The organism is Neobacillus ginsengisoli, from assembly GCF_030813055.1.
Window position 1 is genome coordinate 571,231 of the sequence record NZ_JAUSTW010000001.1, and the last position, 19,382, is coordinate 590,612.

Annotated in this window: 21 protein-coding genes and 1 pseudogene; 18 read left to right on the forward strand and 4 right to left on the reverse strand. The window is 36.2% G+C overall.

Going from position 1 to position 19,382, the window contains the following annotated elements:
* Position 1: 1 nt before the first annotated feature.
* The gene (locus J2S10_RS03020; RefSeq protein ID WP_307404234.1) at positions 2 to 1,543 is read left to right on the forward strand and encodes a hypothetical protein; all 1,542 of its coding nucleotides are present in this window, start codon (positions 2 to 4) and stop codon (positions 1,541 to 1,543) included.
* A 538-nt stretch (positions 1,544 to 2,081) separates the two neighbouring features.
* Here J2S10_RS03020 and cotJC read toward each other — a convergent pair.
* From cotJC to J2S10_RS03035, 3 genes and pseudogenes are all read right to left on the reverse strand, one after another.
* A pseudogene (gene cotJC, locus J2S10_RS03025) lies at positions 2,082 to 2,318 on the reverse strand (spore coat protein CotJC); the annotation flags it as partial.
* Between the two features lie 19 nt (positions 2,319 to 2,337).
* On the reverse strand, positions 2,338 to 2,598 hold the full coding sequence (locus tag J2S10_RS03030; protein WP_307404235.1) for a spore coat protein CotJB: 261 nt from the start codon (positions 2,596 to 2,598) through the stop codon (positions 2,338 to 2,340).
* Complete coding sequence (locus tag J2S10_RS03035; protein ID WP_307404236.1) at positions 2,595 to 2,825, reverse strand: spore coat associated protein CotJA; 231 nt, start codon at positions 2,823 to 2,825, stop codon at positions 2,595 to 2,597. Before J2S10_RS03035 ends, J2S10_RS03030 begins: the two co-directional genes overlap by 4 nt.
* A 145-nt stretch (positions 2,826 to 2,970) precedes the next feature.
* Between J2S10_RS03035 and J2S10_RS03040 the strand changes: the two genes are divergently transcribed.
* From J2S10_RS03040 to fni, 14 genes are all read left to right on the forward strand, one after another.
* Entirely contained in the window at positions 2,971 to 3,606 is a 636-nt protein-coding gene (locus tag J2S10_RS03040) for a CBS domain-containing protein (RefSeq protein ID WP_307404237.1), read from the forward strand.
* A 147-nt stretch (positions 3,607 to 3,753) separates the two neighbouring features.
* Positions 3,754 to 4,539, forward strand: coding sequence for a metallophosphoesterase (locus tag J2S10_RS03045; RefSeq protein ID WP_307404238.1), 786 nt, complete (start codon positions 3,754 to 3,756; stop codon positions 4,537 to 4,539).
* A 67-nt stretch (positions 4,540 to 4,606) separates the two neighbouring features.
* Positions 4,607 to 5,509, forward strand: a complete 903-nt coding sequence (locus J2S10_RS03050; protein ID WP_307404239.1) for a MerR family transcriptional regulator — start codon at positions 4,607 to 4,609, stop codon at positions 5,507 to 5,509.
* 74 nt (positions 5,510 to 5,583) lie between these two features.
* On the forward strand, positions 5,584 to 6,165 hold the full coding sequence (locus tag J2S10_RS03055; RefSeq protein ID WP_307404240.1) for a genetic competence negative regulator: 582 nt from the start codon (positions 5,584 to 5,586) through the stop codon (positions 6,163 to 6,165).
* A gap of 257 nt (positions 6,166 to 6,422) precedes the next feature.
* Complete coding sequence (locus tag J2S10_RS03060; protein WP_307404241.1) at positions 6,423 to 7,700, forward strand: Glu/Leu/Phe/Val family dehydrogenase; 1,278 nt, start codon at positions 6,423 to 6,425, stop codon at positions 7,698 to 7,700.
* A gap of 96 nt (positions 7,701 to 7,796) precedes the next feature.
* The gene (locus J2S10_RS03065; protein ID WP_307404242.1) at positions 7,797 to 8,768 is read left to right on the forward strand and encodes a YpdA family putative bacillithiol disulfide reductase; all 972 of its coding nucleotides are present in this window, start codon (positions 7,797 to 7,799) and stop codon (positions 8,766 to 8,768) included.
* A gap of 83 nt (positions 8,769 to 8,851) precedes the next feature.
* The gene (gene prsW / locus J2S10_RS03070) at positions 8,852 to 9,541 is read left to right on the forward strand and encodes a glutamic-type intramembrane protease PrsW (protein WP_307404243.1); all 690 of its coding nucleotides are present in this window, start codon (positions 8,852 to 8,854) and stop codon (positions 9,539 to 9,541) included.
* Positions 9,542 to 9,690: 149 nt separating this feature from the next.
* Positions 9,691 to 10,413: a spore cortex-lytic enzyme gene (gene sleB, locus J2S10_RS03075; protein ID WP_370876153.1), complete on the forward strand. Its 723-nt coding sequence runs from the start codon at positions 9,691 to 9,693 to the stop codon at positions 10,411 to 10,413.
* A 12-nt stretch (positions 10,414 to 10,425) separates the two neighbouring features.
* The gene (gene ypeB, locus J2S10_RS03080; protein ID WP_307404246.1) at positions 10,426 to 11,772 is read left to right on the forward strand and encodes a germination protein YpeB; all 1,347 of its coding nucleotides are present in this window, start codon (positions 10,426 to 10,428) and stop codon (positions 11,770 to 11,772) included.
* Between the two features lie 15 nt (positions 11,773 to 11,787).
* On the forward strand, positions 11,788 to 11,970 hold the full coding sequence (locus J2S10_RS03085) for a YpfB family protein (protein WP_307404247.1): 183 nt from the start codon (positions 11,788 to 11,790) through the stop codon (positions 11,968 to 11,970).
* A gap of 243 nt (positions 11,971 to 12,213) precedes the next feature.
* Positions 12,214 to 12,888: a (d)CMP kinase gene (gene cmk / locus J2S10_RS03090; protein WP_307404249.1), complete on the forward strand. Its 675-nt coding sequence runs from the start codon at positions 12,214 to 12,216 to the stop codon at positions 12,886 to 12,888.
* Between the two features lie 2 nt (positions 12,889 to 12,890).
* Complete coding sequence (locus J2S10_RS03095) at positions 12,891 to 13,472, forward strand: lysophospholipid acyltransferase family protein (RefSeq protein ID WP_307404251.1); 582 nt, start codon at positions 12,891 to 12,893, stop codon at positions 13,470 to 13,472.
* A gap of 163 nt (positions 13,473 to 13,635) precedes the next feature.
* Entirely contained in the window at positions 13,636 to 14,775 is a 1,140-nt protein-coding gene (rpsA, locus tag J2S10_RS03100; protein ID WP_307404253.1) for a 30S ribosomal protein S1, read from the forward strand.
* 12 nt (positions 14,776 to 14,787) lie between these two features.
* On the forward strand, positions 14,788 to 15,846 hold the full coding sequence (gene fni / locus J2S10_RS03105; protein ID WP_307404256.1) for a type 2 isopentenyl-diphosphate Delta-isomerase: 1,059 nt from the start codon (positions 14,788 to 14,790) through the stop codon (positions 15,844 to 15,846).
* A 55-nt stretch (positions 15,847 to 15,901) separates the two neighbouring features.
* Here fni and J2S10_RS03110 read toward each other — a convergent pair whose 3' ends face one another.
* Positions 15,902 to 16,045 carry a YpzI family protein gene (locus J2S10_RS03110; RefSeq protein WP_307404258.1) on the reverse strand — a complete coding sequence of 48 codons (144 nt, stop codon included), beginning with the start codon at positions 16,043 to 16,045 and terminating at the stop codon, positions 15,902 to 15,904.
* Positions 16,046 to 16,151: 106 nt separating this feature from the next.
* Between J2S10_RS03110 and J2S10_RS03115 the strand changes: the two genes are divergently transcribed.
* The 3 genes from J2S10_RS03115 (at position 16,152) to J2S10_RS03125 (ending at position 19,343) form a co-directional block, all read left to right on the forward strand.
* Positions 16,152 to 16,760: a YphA family membrane protein gene (locus tag J2S10_RS03115; RefSeq protein ID WP_307404260.1), complete on the forward strand. Its 609-nt coding sequence runs from the start codon at positions 16,152 to 16,154 to the stop codon at positions 16,758 to 16,760.
* A gap of 198 nt (positions 16,761 to 16,958) precedes the next feature.
* A complete protein-coding gene (der, locus tag J2S10_RS03120; protein WP_307404262.1) occupies positions 16,959 to 18,269 on the forward strand; it encodes a ribosome biogenesis GTPase Der in 1,311 nt (436 codons plus the stop codon).
* A gap of 18 nt (positions 18,270 to 18,287) precedes the next feature.
* Complete coding sequence (locus J2S10_RS03125) at positions 18,288 to 19,343, forward strand: NAD(P)H-dependent glycerol-3-phosphate dehydrogenase (RefSeq protein WP_307404264.1); 1,056 nt, start codon at positions 18,288 to 18,290, stop codon at positions 19,341 to 19,343.
* Positions 19,344 to 19,382 lie beyond the last annotated feature (39 nt).

A 19,382-nucleotide genomic window follows, 5' to 3' on the forward strand; every position in this document is an offset into this window, starting at 1 on the left:
TATGATTTTGTACCATGTAGTTACAACTTATCAATTGTTACACTGTATAATTTATAAAGAGCTTTTTCATAAAGAACAGGTTTGTTACATCCTATTGTCAGATTTTACCAATGAAAATTATCCACAGATTAAGCAAACGGAAGGTCATTTTTTTGATAAAATCTTTGTTTTTAATCCCAATGAATTCTTTAACGATACTGAAAATAATATTATATATAACACTAATAAAGCAGTTGGAAAATATCTCAATGAAAATAATATTAATCTCCAAGAATTTTCTGAAATAATTGTAGGGAGCTCAAAAAGTTATTTTGGAATTTATTTGGTGGAAAATAGGATTAATTTCACTTTCATGGAAGAAGTCAGCGGATTAATTAGGAGGCCTGAAATTGTAGAAGGAATTGATGCGAATTTCGAAGGATACAATGATACTAACCTTAAACATTTTGATCTGATTGAAAGTATAGGGAAATTGGATAGTAGTTTTATTGATAAAGTTCTTGTTTTTTTGGGTATCGATCAAAAGATTAAAATTGATGAAAATTCAACAATCTTATTAACACAACATTTTTCTAATTTAAGAATTATGTCTTTCGAAGAACACAAAAAAATATATCAACTAGTTGTTGATTATTTCGTTCCGGAAACCAGGTTGGTGATAAAACCTCATCCTGATGACCTCATGTTTTATGATGTATTATTTCCACAGGCAACTGTGATAAAAAAGAAATTTCCATCTGAGTTACTTCCTTTTGTTTTTACCGAAAAACCACAAACAATAATGACTATAACGTCCACAAGCATAAATAACTTAATGGGTCATTTCGAAAATTGTATAAAGTTTTCAACTGATTTTGAAAGGTATTTTAATATTACACATAAATACTATTGTGCAGTGAAAATAATTAGTGAGTTCATTGAAGATTACGAAATTTATGAAATGAACTCTGATAAACTACTTCTGGAAAATTTATTAAACATTTCAGGAAATCAATTTGGCAGAAGTATTAATAATGTTAATAATTTAAGTCAAATTCCTTATAAAAGTATTATTATTATTGATGATTTTAACCGTGATATCTTGCCTGAACCAAAAGAGATATGTAGCTTTTTAAAATCAGTGGATAGAGAGTCTATTGTAATCTTTATAAATAGTTATAAGGAATATCTGTTCTATGATAACCCTAACAAAGAAATATTTGAGAGTATAGTGCCAGTTGAAATTCTTCATCATAGCACAGTTGATGAAACTGACCAATACTCAAAAACATTTTTTGTTTATTCAAAAAGGAAGGATATAAGAAATATGATTAATCAACAAAAATTTGAAAAAACGCTGAAAAATTCAAATGAAGTTATAAAAGTGGAGGCTATGTCAGAAGAACAGATAAGAATTAAAATATTAGAAGGAATATTAGAGGCAACAGAAAAGAGATTGGAGCATTATATTAAGATGGAATCGGAACTGAGAGAAAAGTTGAATTTGAAGATGACAAAAATGAATGAAAGGGGAGAGAAATATTTAACAAAAGAATTCGATTAAACTTCTCTCTTCCTCTGAAAACTTCAAAAAAATCCTTGCCCTTCATTAGCTCTATTTTGACTAAACGAAAGATTCCCCCTATTTAAAAAGAAAAATCCCCACTTACTGAAAAACTTTGGTTATCACCGAAAATATAAGCTTATGTTCAATAAGAAAAAAGGTGGAATGTATCCATCTTTTTTCAATTACGTTTTGAAAACATGTTGAAAGATATCTATGCTTTGTGCAGAGTAACAGCGTCAACTCATTTTCGTTGTCAGTAATAGGACAACTTTTCTTGTTCATATTCTGACAGTGGGGAGAGTGGGGCAACGTGAGAAAAACAAGAGAGGAAATTCTGAAGGGGAGAAAGCTCACTAGGGAGACAAGAGTTGAGGGAGTTGGAGTGGTTCGAGTTTATGGGGAGCTTGACTTAGAGGGACTGATCAAGCGCTTATTGAAAAGTAAATCAATTGTGGGATAACACGGAGGGAGAGAGTTTCAATTCACTTGGAACAGACCTTCTTTTCTTTTTGCACATGTGTTGCAAAATATAAATAGTTTGTTTATAAACCATCGTTGCAATCATCTCGAGGTGGGCGAACTCTTCTGTCCCAATATCCGTTAGTAAACCTATTACTTTATCAGGGATCGTGTATCTTTGATTTAAATATCGTAAGGCAGCAGCAAGCTCTCCATCTGCTCCTCCATATTGTTCGATTAAATATTTGGCCAATGTTGGATTACACATACTGACTCGAACAGGATATTGAAGTTTTTTTTCATAAACCCACATTCACATCTTCCCTCCCTTTTTAAACCTGCCATGGCCATGGGGTGTCAGACCAGTTCCATGGATAACCGGAATAACTTTTTCCATATTGCAATAACGGACCAAATTGGCTTTCAAATACTTTTTTCAACTGTTTTCGTTCTTTGGCATAATGGTTAAATTGATTGATGGCTTCGACGTCATCAGGATGGGTATCTAAGTAAAGAGTAAGTTCGACTAAAACAAAATCAACAGCCTGAAGCTGTTCCATCATTTGGTAATATTCTTGAGAGACCTGTTTCATGTTGGCAGCCCCCCATTGGCTTTTTCTTGTGCATTGTAGTATGGATCGTAAAAGTCTTTCCATAATGTGCCGCATCTTAGAGCTTCAAGCGGCGAAAATTGAGGAAGATTTGGCGGTTGAAATCCGATATATAAATGAGGCGGAGTAGAAAAAGATTTTTCTGAAATTGGCTTGCAGGGGTCAAATGGACTCGCATAAGGATGATAGGTTTTATGATGTGTATACATTGTAGCCCTCCCTAAACTCAACATCATTAAATAATATGGGAGTTTTTCTTTATTCATGACACAAATCTTAAATAAGAAAGAGGGTATTTGGCAGTTTTGTTGAAGTATAATAGGGAGGAAGGATTATTACTATGGGGTGATTGTTTTGTTCGTTAAAAATATTATGATACCTAGGCATGAATGCTTTACCGCTCAACATGATGAAACCTTGAAAGCTGCTTTGGAAAAGTTAGAAACTCATCAAATTGATGGCTTGCCAGTGTTGCAAGGAGAGCAGTATTTAGGGGTTGTAACAAGGTATAACATTTATGCTAACTATTTCCTTTCAAATAAGCAAAAAGATGACTATTTAAATTCTACATTTGTTAAAGATATTGCTACACATCAGGATAAGTTTTTAGAAGGGGGAGAACTTTTTGAAAAAACACTGCTTGATTTAAAGGATTTCCCTTTATTGGCTGTGGTTGATTCCAGCCGCAATTTTCATGGTGTTGTTACACGATCAGACGTTCTTAGTTCCTTCCAAAGTGCATTTGGCGTTAATCGCCCGGGTGTTAGAATCGCTTTTACATCTGTTGAGACAGAAGGCCGGATTGCAAGGCTTTCCGAAATTGCCCATCATTTCCACGAGCATATTATTTCGCTTGTAACCTTTGATGAAACAGATAAACTAGTTCGAAGAATTGTTATGAAAATAGAAAAAAAGGACAATATAGACCGTTTTACAAAAAAACTTGAAGAACATGGTTTCCGGATTTTAAGTATACAAGAAGACGAATAAGAATTATTTAGGGAAAGAATTAAGATCCTTCTCATACTTTGTATGAGAGGGATTTTTATGTTGGCTGCCTTTTTAGTTTCAGTATTCTTTGTGGTATGATTTCCGTATCTCATAAAGAAACAATCCGTAAAAAAGGGGAACGAGAAAATGGTTATTTTTTTTCTATTAGTGGTGTTTATTGGAGTCTGTCTCCTTTTATACATGTTAAAAGGAGCATTTCTTAATAAAGTGGTTGAACACGAATTGCTTTTTCATGATTTTCCTGCTTCATTTGAAAAAGTATCGATATTTTTTATTTCGGATATACATAGGAGGAGCATTTCGGACAAGGTGATTCGGCAAGTTAAAGGGAAGACGGATATGGTCATAATTGGAGGGGATCTAACAGAAAAAGGAGTCCCTTTTGAACGAGTAAAGGAGAATTTGAAGAAATTAAAGCAAGTTGGTCCGGTTTATTTTGTTTGGGGTAATAATGATTATGAAGTCGACTTTCATGAACTGGATGCTATTCTTCTGGATAATGGGGTGAAGGTTTTAGATAATACGTCTGTTACATTTGAATCTTCCAGCGGGGAAAAACTATGTTTGTTGGGTGTTGATGACCTTAATCAAAAACGGGACCGGCTGGATTTGGCACTTTTAGATGCTGAAATTAATAGCTTTAAAGTATTAGTAAGCCACTATCCAAGAATTACTGAAAAAATCCTCCCTGAACATAATATTCGTTTAGTTTTAAGCGGGCATACTCATGGTGGTCAAATACATATTTTTGGATATAGTCCATATGAAAGAGGAAAAATAAAAAAATTAAAAAATACAACATTATTAATTAGTAATGGATACGGAACAACAGCGATCCCTTTAAGGCTTGGGGCTCCTGCAGAGTGCCATTTAATTATAATGAAAAATGGTCAAACGAATCACTTTCTTTGATTAATAGTGATTGAGCATCCTTGCATAATTGGAAAAGCAGTGTTTGATAAAATCGGGGGAATATTGAATGGAAGGTATGGAAGGAAAGTATAATATTAAGGCTGCATCAAAAATGCTAGGGATTCAACCCGGTACACTAAGAGCGTGGGAAAGGAGATATCAAATGATTGCTCCTATTCGGAATGAATCAGGGCATCGATTATATACGGAAGAACATATAAAAATTCTTAAATGGCTGGTTAAGAAGATAAACCAAGGGTTTACCATTAGTCAGGCAGTATCCTTACTTGAGAATAACGAACTATTTTCTGATGGACCTAATGTAATAGAAGGGAACCAAATTACGAGTATGTCAGTTGAGCTTTTAAGTTCTTTAATAAATTTTAAGGAATTAAAGGCTCAAGAGATAATAAATTCATTATTTAGTCTCTTTACCATTGAAAAAGTAATATTCGATATTTTTGTCCCATTGCTTGAAAAAATTGGTGAGCTTAGGGAATCACATAAAATAAACGGTGCCAATGAACATTTTGCCTTCTCAATCATACGTTCAAGAATTGGAACAATTTTCTATAACTCGCCGCAAAATCCATATCTTCCAAAAGCAGTAGCGGTTTGCAGCCCTGGAGAAGCACATGAAATCGGTCTGTTAATATTTTCGTTGGTTCTGCGCCGAAAAGGATTTGATGTTGTTTATTTAGGGTCGGGTATTACAGAAGACGACTTAAATGAGACATTAAATAAGATTCATCCGGACTTTTTATTTATCTCTTGTACGATGAAGGAAAATTTGCCAAATGTCTTGCCTCTAATAACTAGTATCAAATTAAACAATAAAAATCTTAAAATTGGTATTGGCGGTTATGCGGTTAAAACAATGAAACAGTCAGATAAAGAGCAGTTATCAGCTTTTATTGTTGGACAAACCCGGGGGGATTGGGAAAAGTGGTTATCTACCCGGGCAGGATGATATAGACAATTCACCAACAGACTTCTTCGACATACACTGAAAATAAGAGTTATGTCACGGCAGGGGGCAAAAGCATGCGCTTAGAACGCTTAACAGCCAATAAAATAAAAATTTTTTTAACCTCTGATGATTTATTTGAAAGGGGACTTTCCAAGGAAGATATTTGGAAGGATTCAATAAAATGGCATCAGCTCTTTCATGATATGCTGGAAGAGGCAAGTGAGGAATTTGATGTTGAAATACAGGGGTCCGTAGCGGTGGAAATTTTCTCGTTACAAGCTCAAGGAATGATCATGATTATTACGGTTGATGAAGTAGCAGAAGATGAAGAAATTCTATATGATGGATTCATTGAAATGCAAGTAAGAGTTGAAGGCTGCGATGACCTCTTATACGAATTTGAAAGCTTTGAGGATATCATTGAACTTTCCAAAAGATTATTGGCTATTAATATATGTGGCGGCAGTCTTTATTCATTGAACAACCGTTACTATTTTCTAATGAACAAACTAGATCCATCAATAATTGAGACATCGGCCTCGTTGTTGTCAGAATATGGTAATCCTTCTATTCTTAGTTCTCATATCCTCGAAGAATATGGTAAAAAAATAATTGAAAATAAAGCGGTGGAAACAATTCTTCATTTTTTTAAATAGGCTTACATGGTTAAGTCTATTCAGAAGCGGGCCACCGCCCCTTTGTTTTTTTAAAAATTAAGAGTTTGCTGATTTAATGAAAACACCTTTTCCATTTTCATTAGTTACACGTTAGATTGCTAATGGGAACGTTTACATATTTGGATATAAAACATAAAAAAAGTGCATTTTTTATCTTGCATAAATTGTTTAAAGGTGTATACTTGTGACTGAAAGCGGACAACATTCGTAAAAGAGATTTTTTAGGAGGTTTACAAATGGTAGCCGAAAAAGGTACTGAAAAAACTAATCAAGGGGAAAAAAATGATGTGTTAAAATCAACACAAACTGTTATCCATAAAGCCCTTGAGAAGTTAGGTTATCCTGAGGAAGTATACGAGCTTTTAAAAGAGCCGTTACGTATGATGACAGTGAAAATTCCAATTAGAATGGATGACGGTTCTACTAAAATCTTTACAGGTTACCGTGCACAGCATAATGATGCAGTTGGACCGACAAAGGGCGGTATTCGTTTCCATCCTGGTGTGACAGAGACAGAAGTGAAAGCCCTTTCAATATGGATGAGTTTGAAATGCGGAATCGTCGACCTGCCATATGGCGGCGGTAAAGGCGGGATCGTTTGCGACCCGCGTGACATGTCTTTTCGTGAACTTGAAAGATTAAGTCGTGGATATGTAAGAGCAATAAGCCAAATCGTTGGACCAACGAAAGATATTCCAGCACCGGACGTGTTTACAAATTCGCAAATAATGGCTTGGATGATGGATGAATACAGCCGGATTGATGAATTTAATTCACCCGGATTTATAACAGGTAAGCCGCTGGTACTCGGAGGCTCACACGGCCGTGAATCTGCAACAGCGAAAGGTGTTACAATCTGTATTCGCGAAGCAGCTAAAAAGTGCGGAATTAATATAGAGGGCGCAAGGGTTGTTGTTCAAGGTTTTGGTAATGCAGGGAGCTACTTATCAAAATTCATGCACGACGCCGGTGCGAAAGTAATTGGTATTTCAGATGCTTACGGTGCTTTGTATGATCCAAATGGCCTTGATATTGATTATTTATTAGATAGACGGGATAGTTTTGGCACCGTTACAAAATTATTTAATAACACCATTTCAAATAAAGAACTACTTGAACTTGATTGCGATATCCTTGTTCCTGCTGCAATAGAAAATCAAATTACAGCTGAAAATGCACATAATATCCGTGCAAGCATCGTGGTTGAGGCGGCTAATGGTCCGACGACATTAGAGGCAACTGAAATTTTAACTGAGCGTGGAATTTTACTAGTGCCGGACGTACTTGCATCTGCAGGTGGAGTTACTGTATCTTACTTTGAGTGGGTTCAAAATAACCAAGGTTATTATTGGACAGAGGAAGAAGTAGAAGAGAAACTTGAGAAGGTAATGGTAAAATCCTTTAAGAATATTTATGACACAGCACAAACCCGTCGCGTCGATATGCGCCTTTCTGCTTATATGGTTGGGGTAAGAAAAATGGCAGAAGCAAGTCGATTTAGAGGATGGATTTAAAAGCTTATCATTGAAAGATTATAAAAAAACTCCTATCATAGCGGTAGGAGTTTTTTTAGTATACAAGGATGATTGTTTTTAAAGGAGTGCAATAGTATGCAAATAGAAGATATTATCATAGTTGGAGGAGGACCATGCGGTTTAGCCGCAGCTATTTCCTTAAAGGAAATTGGAAAAAATCCTCTTATTATTGAAAAGGGGAATGTTGTTAATGCTATCTACCATTATCCCACACATCAAACATTTTTTAGCACAAGTGAAAAGTTAGAAATTGGCGAAGTACCTTTTATTACTGAAAGCTATAAACCAAAACGGAACCAGGCTCTCGTATATTATCGTGATGTAGTAAAAAGAAAAAAGCTACGTTTAAATGCATTTGAAAAAGTATCAAAAGTGTTAAAACAAGACAATTTATTCCAAGTTATCACTGATAAAACTACCTATTTTTCCCGCTACGTGGTAATTGCAACAGGCTATTACGATCATCCGAATTTTATGAATGTCCCCGGTGAAGAACTTCCAAAAGTTTTTCATTATTTTAAAGAAGCACATCCTTATTTTGATAAAGATGTTTGTGTTATTGGCGGGAAAAATTCCAGTATTGATGCAGCGCTCGAGCTCGTTAAAGCAGGGGCAAGAGTAACGGTTTTATATCGGGGGAATGAATATTCACCAAGTATCAAACCATGGATTCTTCCTGAATTTGAAGCTTTAGTTCGAAATGAAACGATAGTCATGGAATTTAATGCAAATGTAAAAGAAATTACGGAAAATCAAGTGATTTATCTAAAAGATGGAGAACAAAAGGCGATCCCTAATGATTTTGTTTTTGCAATGACCGGGTATCATCCTGATCATCATTTCTTAAAAACAATGGGTATCAATATTGATGAAGTAACGGGAAGGCCGATTTTTAATGCCGAAACAATGGAGACAAATATAATAGGTATTTATATTGCTGGTGTTATAGCCGCAGGAAATAATGCAAACGAAATATTTATTGAGAACGGCCGATTTCATGGCGGACAAATTGCAAATTCCATTGTAGGAAAAGAAACTGAAGGGTGAAGGGCTGAGGAAAAGAATCTTTCATTTTCAATATGTACATTACATGTTACGATTAAGAAAATGGGTAGAAAAGAGGATCTCTCATGCTGGGAATATTAACAGCCGGAATTGCCCCCGGACTGGCTTTACTAAGTTATTTTTATTTGAAAGATGAATATGAATCAGAGCCAATATCCTTTGTTCTCAGGACATTTTTATATGGAGCTCTCCTAGTGTTTCCGATAATGTTTATCCAGCATGTACTCATGACGGAACATTTGATTAAATCTGAATTAATGGATGCATTTCTTAGCTCGAGCTTACTTGAAGAATTTTTTAAATGGTTCATTCTTTTTTATGTAGTGTACCAACATGTAGAATTTGATGAGCCCTTCGATGGAATTGTCTATGGTGTCGCTGTCTCACTCGGTTTTGCTACAATAGAAAATATATTTTATTTAGTTGCAAATGGGATTGAGCATGCAATGACACGTGCCTTACTTCCTGTGTCAAGTCACGCTCTTTTCGGAGTAATTATGGGCTTTTATATAGGAAAAGCTAAATTTACAGATGGCAATAAAGCTAAATGGATAATTCTTTCCTTATTATTGCCGTTTTTACTTCACGGTTTTTATGATTTTATTCTGTTATCACAAGAACATTGGATTGTTATTATTTTTCTGTTTATGATTTTCCTCTGGTGGTTTGGTTTAAGAAAAGTAAAAATGGCAAAGATCCTAAGCGCAAAGCATATGAAAGAACAATACTCATTGCAAAAAAACCTTCAATCTTAATGAAGGTTTTTTTGTTTTTACCTTTTAGAATAAAATTTCCAATAAGACAAAAAATAGGGTTACTGTTAAAAAGATTTACATTTGGGGGTTACTATTCCATGAAAAAGAAAAAAATCCTATTAAAATTGCTCATACTAATCTCCGTTTGTATGATGCCCTTTTTATTTCTGCAAAGTAAGAAGGCAGATGCTTTTTCCAATCAGGTAATCCAACGTGGTGCGGTTGGTAATGATGTGATTGAACTTCAAACAAGGCTTAAAAATATTGGCTTCTATCATGGGAAAATTGATGGGGTTTTCGGGTGGAGCACTTATTGGGCATTAAGAAACTTTCAATATGAATTCGGTATGCCAATTGATGGACTAGCTGGTGCAACAACAAAAGCTAAGCTGGTTAAGGCGACTAAATATAGTGCACAGACACAGAAACCACCAAATAATTCACCAAATAATTCACCAAATAATTCACCAAATAATTCACCAAATCATCCACCTGCTGCAAATACACCAAATGGGTTTTCAAGTAATGATATTCAATTGATGGCAAATGCTGTATACGGTGAATCTAGGGGGGAACCGTTTACAGGTCAGGTAGCAGTTGCTGCGGTAATTCTCAATCGAGTTAACAGTGCATTGTTTCCTCACACAGTATCAGGAGTCATTTTTCAACCTGGTGCTTTTACCGCAGTAGCTGATGGGCAAATTTGGCTTACACCTAATCAAACAGCCAAGAAAGCAGTTCTTGATGCGATAAATGGCTGGGATCCGACAGGAGAAGCATTATATTATTTCAATCCTGCTACAGCAACAAGTCCGTGGATTTGGTCTAGACCGCAAATTAAGAAAATAGGAAAACATATTTTTTGTAAGTAGGAGGTGAAGGAATTGATAAGAGGTATTTTAATAAGTGTTCTTTCGATAGTTGTTGCAGGTACAGCTTATTGGGGCTATCAAGAGCACCAAGAAAAAAATGCAATTCTATTGAATGCAGAAAACAATTACCAGCGTGCTTTTCATGATCTATCCTATCAGATGGATTTATTGCACGATAAAATAGGGACTACTCTTGCAATGAATTCACGAAACTCGTTGTCTCCTTCCTTAGCCGAGGTTTGGAGAATCACTTCTCAAGCACATAGTGATGTTGGGCAGCTGCCATTAACGTTGTTACCATTTAATAAAACGGAAGAATTTTTGGCTAATATCGGAAATTTCAGCTATCGAACCGCAATAAGGGATTTAGATAAAACTCCATTATCAAACCAAGAATATGATGCATTAAAAGTACTTTACAAGCAATCTGGTGATATCCAAAACGAACTTCGTAACGTTCAGCATATGGTTCTTAAACATAACCTGCGGTGGATGGATGTGGAATTAGCTCTTGCATCTGGAAAAGAAATGACAAATAACACAATTATTGATGGACTAAAAACAGTTGAGAAAACCGTCTCGGGATATGACGAAACAAATTTTGGGCCGACTTTTGCCAATATGCAAAAAAAAGATGAAAATTACAATAGAGTACAAGGTAAAGTAATCTCAAGTCAAGATGCTGTAAATATTGCAAAAAAATATATAAAGTTTGACCAGAATGCCAAAGTTAAAGTAACCGAAAATGGAAAAGGTTCGCACTATGGATTTTATAGTGTTTCATTACAAAATAAACAAACAGGACAAGAAGCTAGTATGGATATTACCAAAAAAGGCGGCCATCCGATTTGGTTTATTAATCAACGAGAAGTAAAAAAACAAGCAATCAGCTTAAATGATGCCGGTAAGAAGGCCACTGATTTTCTAAAGGGAGCAGGGTATCATAACCTTGAGTTGTTTGAAAGCACACAATATGACGATATCGGCGTTTTCAATTTTGTTACTAATATAAACAATATTAGAGTGTATACTGAATCCATAAAAGTGAAAGTAGCGCTGGATAATGGAAGCATTAATGGATTTTCTGCGGAAGAATATTTAAAGACGCACCATAATAGAACAATGCAAACACCAAAAATATCGATTGAACAAGCACGAAACAAGGTGAACCCAAACTTTAAAGTGATGGAGAATCGGCAGGCAATTATTTTAAATGATTTAAATCAGGAAGTTTTATGCTACGAATTTCTAGGTACTATTGGTGAAGATACGTATCGAATATTTATTAATGCACAAAGCGGAATAGAGGAAAAGGTTCAAAAGCTAAAAAATGCCGAGGCTATTTATCAGGACGTTTAATATGGATGTGATGATATGAAGGTAGTAGAAAGGATTTTAATAAAGATCGTGATCATCCAGTTTGTCTTCCTTTTTTTAGCGCAACTTTTTTTTCATCAATTAAATATTTTTCCGCAATTAGATCAGTTAACTAAATATGAAGGTGTGACTAAAAATACCTTTACCGAAATTCTCCAAACCTTTCTAGGGGACAAATAAAGCAGGCCTTCCTGCTTTATTTTTTTATTAAGGCTCTTTTCTATTTGTCAGTTATGAAGAAAAGAGCACGAAACCATAGATAATTACGTGTTTATAGCCTATGTACGAGAAACAACAGTCAGGGGAGAAAACAGACTTATAAAAAAACATTTAAAATGTTAAAAAAAAGAGGCAATCTAAAATCTTATGGTAAAATAAATTATATATCAGATGAGACGAACATGAAGTGTATTAGGAGGATTTATGGAAAAGAAATTATCAATCGCAATTGACGGCCCGGCTGCTGCGGGGAAAAGTACAGTAGCAAAAATTGTAGCAGAAAAATTATCTTACATATATATTGACACAGGTGCCATGTATCGGGCCTTGACATATAAAGCAATTGTGAATCATCTTAATCTTGAAAATGAAGACCCTTTATTAGACACTCTTTTAGCCACTGAGATAGAGCTTCTTCCTTCAGAAAATGGCCAATTTGTGTATCTTGACCATCGGGATGTGACCAATGAAATCCGTTCTTCTATAGTAACTAATTCTGTTTCAATAGTATCTAAACATCAAAAGGTACGTGAAGAAATGGTCAGAAGACAGCAGGCTTTTGCAACAGAAGGTGGAGTTGTAATGGATGGAAGAGATATCGGTACGCATGTACTGCCCAGTGCGGAAGTAAAAGTGTTTTTACTTGCCAGTGTTGAAGAAAGAGCTGTCCGACGTCATACGGAAAATCTCCAAAAAGGATTCCCATCTGATTTAGAGAAATTAAAAGAAGAAATTGCCCGCAGGGATAAAATTGATTCTGAAAGAGAAGTTGCTCCATTAAAAAAAGCCGATGATGCTATTGAGATAGACACAACATCTTTGACCATTCCTGATGTAGTTGAAAAAATTATGGATCTAATTCACGAAAGGATTGGGTGATCGTGTCGTTTTATCAATTTGCAAAGTCTGTTGTTTCCGGGATATTTAAACCTTTGTACAGGATTGAAGCTTTAGGATTAGAGAATTTTCCTAAGGAAGGAGGGGTGCTTCTTTGCGCTAATCATATCCATAATTTCGATCCCATCGTAGTAGGAATTATGGCCCCTAGACCTGTACATTATATGGCGAAGGAAGAACTTTTCTCTGTTCCCGTTTTAGGTAATATTGTTAGAAATTGCAATGCCTTCCCTGTAAAGAGGGGCATGAGTGATCGTGAGGCCTTGAGAAAAGGATTAAATGTATTAAAAGAAGGAAATGTGTTAGGGCTTTTTCCAGAGGGACACAGAAGTAAGACTGGAGAATTAGGGAAAGGGTTAGCGGGAGCCGGTTTTTTTGCATTACGATCAGATGCTTTGGTAGTACCTTGTGCTATTATCGGTCCATATAAAAGCTTAAAAAAATTAAAAGTAATCTATGGGAAGCCAATTCCGATGGAAGAGCTGAAACAAACAAAAGCCTCAGCTGAACATGTGACTGAATTAATTATGTCAGAAATTCATAAACTTATTAAAGAGCATCGATAGGTTGTACTTGACAAAATAGCCTATTTATAAGAAGTTAATTAAAAGGAGTTTTTTTTGAATATTCTTTAGTTTTTTAAAGTTACGTTTTATATGCGGGGTATGCGCGGCATGCACCGCATCATATATTTTTTTTTAGTAGTATATGGATTAAGGAGGAGTACATATGTCGGAAGATATGAATCAAGTAGAAGTAAGAAATTTTGAAATCGGTGACAAAGTTATGGGACAAGTTACGAAGGTTGAAGAAAAACAGGTGCTTGTGAATATTCATGATAGCAAACTTGATGGGATTATACCAATTAGTGAACTTTCCAGCCTCCATATTGAAAAAGCTTCAGACGTTGTTGCTGAAGGAGAGGAGCTGGAGCTTGAAATTTTAAAAGTGGAAGAAGATGCTTTAATTCTTTCAAAAAGGAAAGCAGATGCTGTAAAGGCGTGGGAAAATCTGGAAAAGCAATTCCAAAGCGGTGAAATTTTAGAAACAGAAGTTAAAGATGTTGTAAAAGGCGGACTTGTGGTCGACCTTGGTGTTCGCGGATTTGTTCCGGCTTCTTTAGTTGAAGCTCATTTTGTTGAGGATTTTTCCGAATACAAAGGACGCACACTAACCTTTAAAATTGTGGAGCTTGATAAAGAGAAGAACCGCTTAATCCTTTCTCATCGTGCGGTTGTGGAAGCGGAAAAAGGAAAACAAAAACAAAATATTCTTGATTCTTTACATGTCGGTCAGGTAATTGAAGGAAAAGTGCAAAGAATTACTGATTTTGGCGCTTTCGTTGACATTGGCGGCATTGACGGACTTGTTCATATTTCCCAATTATCTTATGAACATGTAAATAAACCGACGGATGTAGTTCAGGAAGGACAAAAGGTCCAAGTGAAAATTTTAAATGTTGACCGTGATAATGAACGGATATCTTTGTCAATCAAAGAAATGCTTCCAGGGCCTTGGTCGAATCTATCCGAAAAAGCACCTAAAGGAACAATTTTAAACGGAACTGTGAGAAGATTGGTATCTTACGGTGCATTTGTTGAAGTTTTCCCAGGTGTTGAAGGATTAGTTCATATTTCTCAAATTGCTCATAAGCATATAGGAACACCGCATGAAGTTCTGAAAGAAGGACAAGAAGTAAAAGTGAAAGTTCTTGAAGCAAACGAGCATGATCAACGCCTATCTTTAAGTATTAAAGAACTTCTTGAAAAAGATGCTGAAGAAAACCTTGATTATGAGCTTCCGGAAGAATCAAAAGGCTTTCAGCTTGGTGAAGTAATTGGAGATAAATTAAAGAATCTAAGAAAATAATGGTGATTTTTAGTGTCTAGATCCGAACGAAAATGGGACCATATTCGCTTTGCATTAGAAAATGGGCAGGAAAGACGGTCAGCTTTAGATGATATTCAATTTATTCACCAAAGCTTACCTAATCTCAATGTGTCCGATATTCGATTAGACCATTCAATAGGCGAACTTTCTTTAAGTTCGCCAATTTTTATCAATGCGATGACCGGCGGCGGCGGCGAAAAAACCTTTCGAATAAACAAAGAGCTGGCAATCGTTGCAAGAAATACCGGCTTGGCGATGGCAGTCGGTTCCCAAATGTCTGCTTTAAAAGAGAAAAATGAAAGATATACGTATGAGGTTGTTCGCAAAGAGAACCCAAATGGAGTACTGATTGCCAATTTAGGAAGTGAAGCCACTCCGGATGATGCCAAAATGGCCATCCAAATGATTGAGGCTAACGCATTACAGATTCACTTAAATGTAATTCAAGAATTGACTATGCCGGAAGGTGACCGGGAATTTTCCGGTGCTTTACGGAGAATTGAATCCATTGTTCAAGCTGTGAATATTCCTGTTATTGTAAAAGAAGTTGGTTTTGGAATGTGCAAAGAAACAGTGGAATTGATTTCTTCAATCGGAGTTACTGCTGTCGATGTTGGCGGTTTTGGCGGTACAAATTTTGCTGAAATAGAAAATAAGCGCAGGGAGAAATCACTGTCGTTTTTTAATCAATGGGGTATTCCTTCCGCTATTTCCATAATTGAAGCAGCCTATGCCTCTAATCGGATAGCTGTAATTGGCTCGGGTGGATTCATTTCCGCTTTTGATATGGCAAAAGGATTGGCGTTAGGTGCAGATGCCATTGGCGTTGCGGGCTATTTTCTTCGTATACTTATTGAGTTTGGAGTCGAAGCATTACAAGCGGAAATTAATACGGTTCATAAGGAATTATCTGTGATTATGACAGCTTTAGGGGCTAGAACCATTTCTGATTTAAAAAGGGCACCCGTAATAATCTCCGGAGCCACCCACCATTGGCTGGACCAACGGGGAATAAATACTAAAAGCTATAGTCAGCGTACCATAAAGTAAAAGCTCTCGCAGTTATGAACTGCGAGAGCTTTTTTCAATGTAAGTATCATGAATATCAATCAGCCTTAGAATCGTTTAAAGATCTTGCTTCTTCAGGACTTTGGAGTTTTGTTGCTCCGGGGTAATGTAAAGCCTGATCCCGATCGGACTCAACCCTTCTACTCGCCTTTAACTTTTTTTCTTGACGGTCCTTTCCCATTTAAACACCTCCTCTCTATAAGATGATTCACTGGGTAAAGATTATACAGAGAAGTATGAAAGTACATAAAGAATACCAATAATAGGGATAATAGGAGGTGGATAGTATGGAAGGTGCGATGTTTTATTGGATCAGTTGGGCGTTTTGGGTTTATTTGACCTTTATATTAAATAAGCAAAACCCATATCGGTTGAAGCTAGCTGCTGCTGTTTTAATTGTCATTATTCTTTCGAATGTCCATTTTATGGCAGGCGGCTTTGATGTTTTTGCAAGCGGATTATTCTTGTTATTATTTTCCTATCTCATCATAGGCAGGGAAAAACGTAGAGCAATAATTTATTTTTTTATTTGTTCTTTTATTGTAACAATTGGATATGTAGCCTTCCATTTGTTTGAAATTTTTGACCCCGTCTGGATTATTTTTAAAAAAGAATGGATGATGGGGATTTGCTTTGGATATTTATCGATTCTTTTGCAAAAAACATTAAAAGGAAGATTGTTAATTATTGTGAGTGGTACCATGCAGGGCGAAATCTTATATGCTTATATTTTAAGTAAGTATCATTTTCCCTATTCTATCGGGGATTTCGCTTATCTTGATGTTTGTTCGTTAATTACTGCTTTAATTGTAGGGTGGAGCTGCCTTGAAAACGCGGGACATTTCTTCCAAACTCATTTTAGTTTTATTGAAAAAGGGAAGCAAAAATCTTCTTGAGTTTCCAATATTGGCAAGGTTACCATTGCAGTGGAGGATTAATATTTGTTACACTAGTATAGTTAGACCCTTCTCAAGAGATAGAAGGGTTCTTTATCATTGGCATTTTTCATTTGATTTTTATAACTGAGTTTTGCTATAAGGATAAAAGATAACAAGAAGATTGTTCAATATATGAAAGAAAGGATGGCGATTATATTGGTAAAACCCGTTATTGCCATTGTAGGACGGCCCAATGTCGGAAAGTCGACTATTTTTAATAGGATTGTCGGCGAAAGAATTTCCATCGTTGAGGATATTCCCGGAGTAACACGTGATCGCATTTATAGTTCGGGAGAATGGTTAACACATGATTTTAATGTTATCGATACAGGTGGTATTGATATCGGAGATGAGCCCTTTTTAGAGCAAATTCGTCAGCAGGCGGAAGTAGCAATTGATGAAGCAGATGTCATTATTTTTTTGACAAACGGTAGAGAAGGGGTAACTGCCGCGGATGAAGAAGTGGCAAAAATTTTGTATAAATCCAAAAAACCAATCGTTTTGGGTGTAAATAAAATCGATAATCCCGAGATGCGAGAACAAATTTATGATTTTTACTCCCTGGGATTTGGTGAGCCCATCCCTGTGTCAGGTTCACATGGACTCGGTCTGGGAGATTTATTAGACGAAGCAGCAAAGTATTTTCCGAAAAATAAGCAGCAGGATTACGAGGAAGATGTGATTAAGTTCTCCTTGATTGGTCGACCGAATGTTGGCAAATCCTCGTTAGTGAATGCTATCCTGGGCGAAGACCGAGTTATTGTCAGTAATATAGCCGGGACAACCCGTGATGCTGTGGATTCCCCTTATACGTATAACGGCCAGAAATATGTCATCATTGATACAGCTGGAATGAGGAAAAAGGGAAAAGTGTATGAAAGTACAGAAAAATATAGTGTGCTTCGAGCATTAAGGGCAATAGAACGTTCTGATGTCGTTCTTGTAGTAATAAATGCAGAAGAAGGAATTATCGAACAGGACAAGAAAATTGCCGGGTATGCCCATGAAGCTGGAAGGGCAGTTGTTATTGTTGTAAATAAGTGGGATGCGATCGAAAAAGATGAAAAGACAATGAATGAACTGGAACAAAAGATTAGAGAACATTTCTTATTTCTTAGTTATGCACCGATTGTATTTTTATCAGCAAAAACTAAGAAACGCATCCACACCCTTTTACCAATGATAAATGTAGCAAGTGAAAATCATGCAATGCGTGTAGAAACAAGTGTTTTAAATGATATAATAATGGATGCGGTAGCAATGAATCCGACACCGACGGACAAAGGAAGACGCTTAAAAATTTATTATGCAACCCAAGTTGCTATCAAACCACCGACTTTTGTTGTTTTTGTAAATGAACCGGAATTACTGCATTTCTCATATGAGCGCTTCTTAGAGAATCGGATTAGAGACTCTTTTGGGTTTGAGGGCACACCGATCAAAATATTCGCTAGAGAAAGAAAATAAGTAAGGTGGTAATGAGTAATGCAACTACAGAAAGAAACGATAGCCGTTTTAGGTGCAGGGAGCTGGGGAACAGCTCTAGCGCTTGTTTTGGCCGACAATAGTCATGAGGTCCGCCTATGGAGCCATAATGAAGAACAGGTAAAAGAAATTAATCAATATCATACAAATAAAAAATATTTGCCTGAAATTGTTTTACCTGAATTAATTGTTGGGTACGCTTCGTTAAGCGATACACTAACCGGAATAAAAACGGTCATTTTGGCAGTTCCAACGAAGGCCATACGTGAAGTACTGGGGAAAATCCGCGCTATTCAAAAATCGCCGTTTACAATCGCACATGTTAGTAAAGGGATTGAACCGGATACTTTGTTGCGGATTACAGAAATGATAAAGGAAGAACTCCCGGAACAGCTTTTAGAAAGTGTTGTTGTTCTGTCCGGACCAAGCCATGCGGAGGAAGTAAGCTTGCGGCAGCCAACCACTGTAACTGTTTCTTCAGAAAACATGTCAGCTGCCAGTAAAGTCCAGGATTTATTCATCAATCAAAATTTCCGTGTCTATACGAACCCTGATGTTATTGGAGTAGAAATTGGCGGAGCATTAAAAAATATTATTGCCCTTGCAGCAGGAATTACAAATGGACTAGGGTATGGTGATAATGCCAAAGCCGCATTAATGACAAGGGGTTTAGCGGAAATTTCCCGTTTAGGAACGAAAATGGGAGCTAACCCTTTAACTTTTTCGGGTTTAACGGGAATTGGTGATCTTATCGTAACTTGTACAAGCGTTCATTCCAGGAACTGGAGAGCCGGGAATCTTCTTGGTAAAGGGAAAACACTTGAGGAAGTTTTAGAGAATATGGGAATGGTAGTGGAAGGTGTTCGAACCACGAAAGCTGCATATCAGCTTGCTAAAAAGTATGATGTCAAAATGCCAATCACCTCTGAACTTTATGATGTTTTATTTAATGGGAAGAGTGCAAAAGATGCTGTTGATGTTTTAATGGCACGCGGAAAGACGGATGAAATGGAAGATTTAACCAATATTTTAGATGAAAGAAATGTAGAAGCTTAAAAATGTGCTTTTTTAACGAAAAAATAGGCGTTCGATGAT